Genomic DNA, 5,667 nt, shown 5'->3' on the forward strand with positions numbered 1-5,667 from the left:
TGAGATTTCAGACTCAATTAGTGGGAGCATTTTTGCATTTTGAGGTAGATCAATTGCTTTGCATGGATGAGAAAATTTGCACAAAAAGAATTTGTAAAAACAAATGTAAACAGATCAACTATTTTAATGTAGAAAAAAGAGTGATAGTTCTGATACAAATACATTTTGTAATACAATCTATTTTTTATGTTTCTACTTATTTCAATATTTATGATAAAATTCTTCTTACTTATACTGGTAAAAGTATTCCTAATTTATATTTAATAAATATTTAAAAAACCTCAGAGAAAAATATTTATGAATGATTGCTTAACTATTTAGTGCAATTGGCGATTTAGGTATTGTTAAAAAATATAATTGTTTTTAAATTCATATATCAATAATTAATCTTTTGTAATTATTACAAGTAAAATAGTTCAAGTGCTGTCATCTACAAGCTCAGAATACTGGTTAAAGCCATGTAAAGCGACTACAAATAAAGACCGATGTTTGTTTTGCTTTTTGTACTTGAAATAGGTAAATATATCAAAAATAGCTATTCTTTATTGAACTTGACCCATTTAATCAATTGACTAAAAATATTAAAGGCAAAATCGCAAATTTAAAAACATGTAAAAATAATGCAGTATCCATTAATTACCATTTACCTACTATTGCCATATTTACAAGCATAACCTATTCTTACTGATAAAAGTACGATTATTTAAGAGAAATTCATTGCCAAAAGATTTGTGTATTTAATTGTTCTAATGGTGCTGAGTCAGTATGTGATGAAGATGCTGTAAAATTATTAGGAAACATTCATTATGGAGAAAATTTATAAATCATAAATAGATAAAACTTTTGCTGAAAAACTCGATTTTTTTCAACAAACATGTCATAATTATGAAAGGAGGATATTTATTATGAATATTAACGCTGTTGATCTGTTTTGTGGCATTGGAGGGCTTACTTACGGAGTGCAAAGATCAGGAATCAATGTTGTTGCAGGAATTGACATTGAGGAGGCATGTCGATATCCATACACTAAAAATAATAATGCAGATTTTTATAACAAAGATATCAAAACCATTTCTTCCACTTTTGTTAACTCACTTTACCCAAATGATACTGATATTAAAGTTTTAATGGGATGTGCACCTTGTCAGCCTTTTTCATCATATAGCTACAGGTATAAGGGTTCGGATACGAATAAAAACAAAATGGATCTATTAGATTATTTTGGAAAAATAGTTGCTGACATTAAGCCAGACATAGTTTCTATGGAAAACGTTCCTCAACTTAGAAAAGAACCTATTTTCAAAAAATTTATTAATCTTCTTAAGAACAATAATTATAAAGTAAATTGGCAAATTGTTTATGCTCCTGAATATGGAGTTCCACAAAAACGAAAAAGACTTGTTTTGCTTGCTTCGAAAACGTTCAATCTGAAATTAATCCCTCCGGTTTGCAGCAAAGATAATTATCCTACAGTAAGAGATGCTATAGGTTCACTTCCACCTATAAAATCTGGAGAAACTTCTAAATTAGATTCAATGCACCGAGCCGTTCAATTAAGTAATCTTAATTTAATGCGAATAAAACAATCTAAACCTGGTGGAACTTGGGATGACTGGGATAAAAAATTATTACCTAAGGCTTACAAAAAGAAATCTGGTCAATCCTACAAAAGTGTATATGGACGAATGAAATGGGACGAGCCAGCTCCTACTATAACAACGCAATTCTATGGTTTTGGTAATGGAAGATTTGGGCATCCAAATCAAGATAGGGCATTATCATATCGTGAAGGTGCAATCTTACAAACATTTCCCAAAAACTATAAATTCATTGATAACGAACATCAAATTTCCTCAAGAAAACTGGGAATTATGATTGGAAATGCTGTTCCAGTAAAATTGGGAGAAGCCATTGGAAAAAGCATTATGAAAGGCATTGAGGAAGATAAAAATGAAAATAACTTTTCAAGAAACTGAAGCTGCAAAAAAACAATTAAACAAATTACGAAAAGATATTAGATATGATACCAGAGATTATCCAATAGGTTACATAACTGATAGATTTAGAAGAGATGGCTATGAAATTCCACAATATCAACGGAATAAAGTTTGGGATCAACATAAAAAAGAAAGATTTATTGAATCCATTTTATTAGGGTACCCCATACCGCTAATTTTTTTGTCTGAAAAGGGAGATGGAAAATTGGAAATAGTCGATGGCGTACAAAGAATAACTACTTTATCAGACTTCGTATCTAACAAGATCATACTTGGTAACAACCTGGAGAAATTAAATTCACTCAAAGGATTTAATTATTCAGATCTTCCCGATTCAGAAAAAAGACGTTTTTCTGATCATTCTTTAAGAATTATTGTATTAACAAATGCTTCACTAGATACACGCATTGATTTATTTAACAGGCTTAATACATCATCAGAGCCAGCGAATGATGCTGAAATCAGGAATGGGGTCTTAAACACTAATGAATTTCAGCAACTAATAGTCAAATTGTCAGAATCAGATCTATTCATAAAAATCGTGCATTTATCTATGCATAAAACAAAACGTAAAGGTGATAATGAATTAGTTGGTAGATTTTTTGCTTATTCAAATAACTATAAAAATTTCAAGCATAGAGTTGATCACTTTATAACAAATTATATAGTCAGAGTGGGATCCGATTGGAATAAAGAAAACAAAAGCAAATATACCAAACAATTTAATGATGCTTTTAATTTTGCAAAAAATTATTTTCCTGATGGTTTTCTTCAAAATTCGCGTAAACAAACCCCTAATGCACGTTTTGAAGCCTTAATGTGTGGAATCAGTTTAGCAATTCAAATTCAACCAGAGCTCAGTATAGAAAGAGTATATACAGAAAATCTTTTGAATGATCCAGAATTCAAAAAATTAACTACCTCTGGTGGAAACAATACACCACAAAAAGTAAAGAACAGGATTGAATACGTAAGAAATTATCTTTTGAAATATGGTAAATAGCAGATGATTACTACTTCAATTTATGATAGTAAAAAACAAGAATTGAATTTTTATATTAGTTCTCTTAAAAAACTTGACTCTCTTTCAAACGAGCAATCTGAGCTATGGACAGATCTGGCTAAAGTCCTAAAACAACAACCTTTTAAAATAGATTCTTTCATGATTATTTTAAAATCCAATTCTTATATGATGATGTATAACATGATTGAATCAACAATTAGAGAATTAATAAGTACAATTTATGATGCAATAAACACTTCAAGTTTAAGATACGATGAAGTGTTAGACAAAATACAAGATCTGTGGGAAAAACATCAATTTTTGGGTTTAGATGACTCTAATGATACTAAGTCAGACAGTTATAAAAAAGAAGCGCATCGTTGTATATCTTTTATTTTAAAAAAACAAAAAATAAAATTTTATACTAATAATTTCAAATTATCAGGAAATGCAGATTTTGATACTATTCTTAGTGTTACACAAAATCTAGGTATTAATTTTGATACAACGACTATAGGAAAATACAAAAACGAAATAGATACTATAAAGCGTAACAGAAATGGACTTGCCCACGGCTCTTATTCCTTTATTGAATTAGGTAGTGATAAAACAATTGATGATTTATATCAGACTTCTTTGCATGTTGAAACTTATCTTGAGCAATTAAAAAAAGATGTAAATAATTATATTAAAAACAAAGATTTTAAAAAAAATTAAAGCCAATGAAAACACTATTCTGGTGAAGTTAACCCCTATAATTGGACGTTAACATTATTTTATATTCGCTAAGGCCGTATTCCGTATTCAATCGGGGTGCGGCCCTTTAGCTTGTGCCGGATTCTAATTTGATTATAATATTCATCCATTTTTCCATCGGCTCCTGCAGCGCCTTCTTAGTATGATAGGTGTAAGTGTAGTAGTCTAGCTCAACCTTCATGATGTAAAAAGGACTCTCGCAGGCCGCATTGTCGTGGCATGTCGCTCGCCGCGACATGCTTTGAAAAACGTAATGCTGCTTTAGGGTCTGGCAATATGCTTTGGACTGGTATTGGATAACCTGGTCGCTGTGAATCGTCATGGGATAAGGTAGTTTAGGCCGGACGGCCAAAACCTGCTTGAATCCTTCCAGAACATACTTGGTCTGTGGCCGCTGACTAATGGTGTAGCTGATGATTTCACCACTGTAAAGATCTTTAAAGAGTGATAAATATATCCGTTCGCTCATGCTCTTATTGCTATAGCGAAACTCGCTGATATCAGTGACTACTTTTTGATAGGGCCGATTCGTCTTAAACTTTTGGTGGAGCGATTCTTGGCCTAATACTCTTGGATGAATCATACTTTCCTGCACGCAAGTTATATTTGAGCCAGCGGGTGTGCACCTTCATCAATCTATAAACCCGCTTATGGCCATCCTTGAGGCAATACTTGATTTTTTGCGTATTGATCATCGGCAGATAGCCAAAGCTGGGTTTATGCTTTTTAACCACTTTAATTAGCAACAGTAAAGCCAGATCGCTGTATCTTTTCCGCCTTATGCGCGGGGGTGATACTCATAGATGGTCTTGGATGTCGGTCCGTTCTTCTTGCGTTGAGCTAAAGCTTCTACTTTTTTAGTAGTCGTTCTCAATGTGGAGCTGGCGGTTTTCTAAACGCAACCACTCTAATTCGGATAACTCACTTTTGGTACATTTAACTGGTTTTTTAGGTGATTGTTCATCGGTGGTTAGCCCCGTTTGGGAAAGAGCTCATCAAGTCTACCCTCAGCAAGACGTTTTTCCCAATTATAAATTAACCTAGGAGAGGAAATCTTGAAGTGAAAGGCGGTATTTTGATAGGTCTCGTTATGATCTTTTCTCCAGTTTAAAACTTGGAGCTTGAAATAACCACCATAATCTCGCGGTGTGTGCCGAATTTTTAAGCTCTGCACCCCAAAATTAAAACAGTTTTTCATGGATCTCAACTACTATTATGCCAGCATGGCCAAAGAGTTTTTCCAAAATAATCAAGTTATCTTAGACCGTTTTCTCCTGGTTCAGATGTGGCAGCCGTTCCTTTAATGTCTGCCGCATTCAGGTATGAAACAGTATTCGCAAGCCAGTAGCAGCTACTGCTTACTCAAATATTCTTGGAAGCTCTACCTTAAGCCTTTTGACCAGTTAGAAGAAAGAGTCCCTGCTACAACTGGCACTTCAAAGATCGGTTGACGCAAGCACAGATAGTCGCAGACGGGTTAACGCTTGATCCTATCATGGAGATAATACTTACAACATCATGCAGAATTTGCTGCAAGCCTTAAAGGCAAAAGATGTTCCGCAAATACGAAAACGTCTCAAACAGACAGAAAAATTAAATTAGCAGATGGTAGTCACACGCAAGACCTTTAAAAGTGCAGTTTGCATGATTTGCTCAACGCAGTCAACTAATGCCCGCCTATAAGGAATCTTTAAGCAGACCGAGCATACAGCCATGGCTACCGCAATTTCAATCATCTAATTGCGCACATCAAATGGAAGAACCTAAAATGATAATCACAAAAATTGCATCTTACATAAATTGACTAACATAAGATTTATAAAACGCTGATATTCGGGCGTTTATAACGATATTTTATGACCCCGGTGAGATTCGAACTCACCTCTACGGTTTAGGAGACCATTGTTCTAT

Annotated in this window: 7 protein-coding genes; 4 read left to right on the forward strand and 3 right to left on the reverse strand. The window is 33.5% G+C overall.

The window, feature by feature from the left end; all coding sequences use genetic code 11:
• From Q0K80_RS09735 to Q0K80_RS09750, 4 genes are all read left to right on the forward strand, one after another.
• Positions 1–275 (forward strand): hypothetical protein (locus tag Q0K80_RS09735; RefSeq protein ID WP_294605841.1); only part of this gene is annotated, 275 nt, incomplete at its 5' end.
• Between the two features lie 630 nt (positions 276–905).
• Positions 906–1,976 carry a DNA cytosine methyltransferase gene (locus tag Q0K80_RS09740; protein WP_294605843.1) on the forward strand — a complete coding sequence of 357 codons (1,071 nt, stop codon included), beginning with the start codon at positions 906–908 and terminating at the stop codon, positions 1,974–1,976.
• Positions 1,951–3,000, forward strand: a complete 1,050-nt coding sequence (locus Q0K80_RS09745; protein WP_294605845.1) for a DUF262 domain-containing protein — start codon at positions 1,951–1,953, stop codon at positions 2,998–3,000. Before Q0K80_RS09740 ends, Q0K80_RS09745 begins: the two co-directional genes overlap by 26 nt.
• Positions 3,001–3,003: 3 nt before the next feature.
• Entirely contained in the window at positions 3,004–3,717 is a 714-nt protein-coding gene (locus Q0K80_RS09750) for an MAE_28990/MAE_18760 family HEPN-like nuclease (protein ID WP_294605847.1), read from the forward strand.
• Positions 3,718–3,785: 68 nt separating this feature from the next.
• On the opposite strand, the gene Q0K80_RS10430 is transcribed toward Q0K80_RS09750, so the two are convergent.
• From Q0K80_RS10430 to Q0K80_RS10435, 3 genes are all read right to left on the reverse strand, one after another.
• Positions 3,786–3,845 (reverse strand): hypothetical protein, encoded by a 60-nt coding sequence (locus tag Q0K80_RS10430; protein ID WP_365935639.1) that lies wholly within the window; start codon positions 3,843–3,845, stop codon positions 3,786–3,788.
• Positions 3,824–4,339 carry a DDE-type integrase/transposase/recombinase gene (locus tag Q0K80_RS09755; protein WP_294605849.1) on the reverse strand — a complete coding sequence of 172 codons (516 nt, stop codon included), beginning with the start codon at positions 4,337–4,339 and terminating at the stop codon, positions 3,824–3,826. Before Q0K80_RS09755 ends, Q0K80_RS10430 begins: the two co-directional genes overlap by 22 nt.
• Positions 4,340–4,726: 387 nt before the next feature.
• On the reverse strand, positions 4,727–4,954 hold the full coding sequence (locus Q0K80_RS10435) for a helix-turn-helix domain-containing protein (RefSeq protein WP_365935638.1): 228 nt from the start codon (positions 4,952–4,954) through the stop codon (positions 4,727–4,729).
• Between the last annotated feature and the right edge of the window lie 713 nt (positions 4,955–5,667).

Source organism: uncultured Lactobacillus sp. (assembly GCF_945290125.1).
Taxonomy (GTDB): domain Bacteria; phylum Bacillota; class Bacilli; order Lactobacillales; family Lactobacillaceae; genus Lactobacillus; species Lactobacillus rizhaonensis.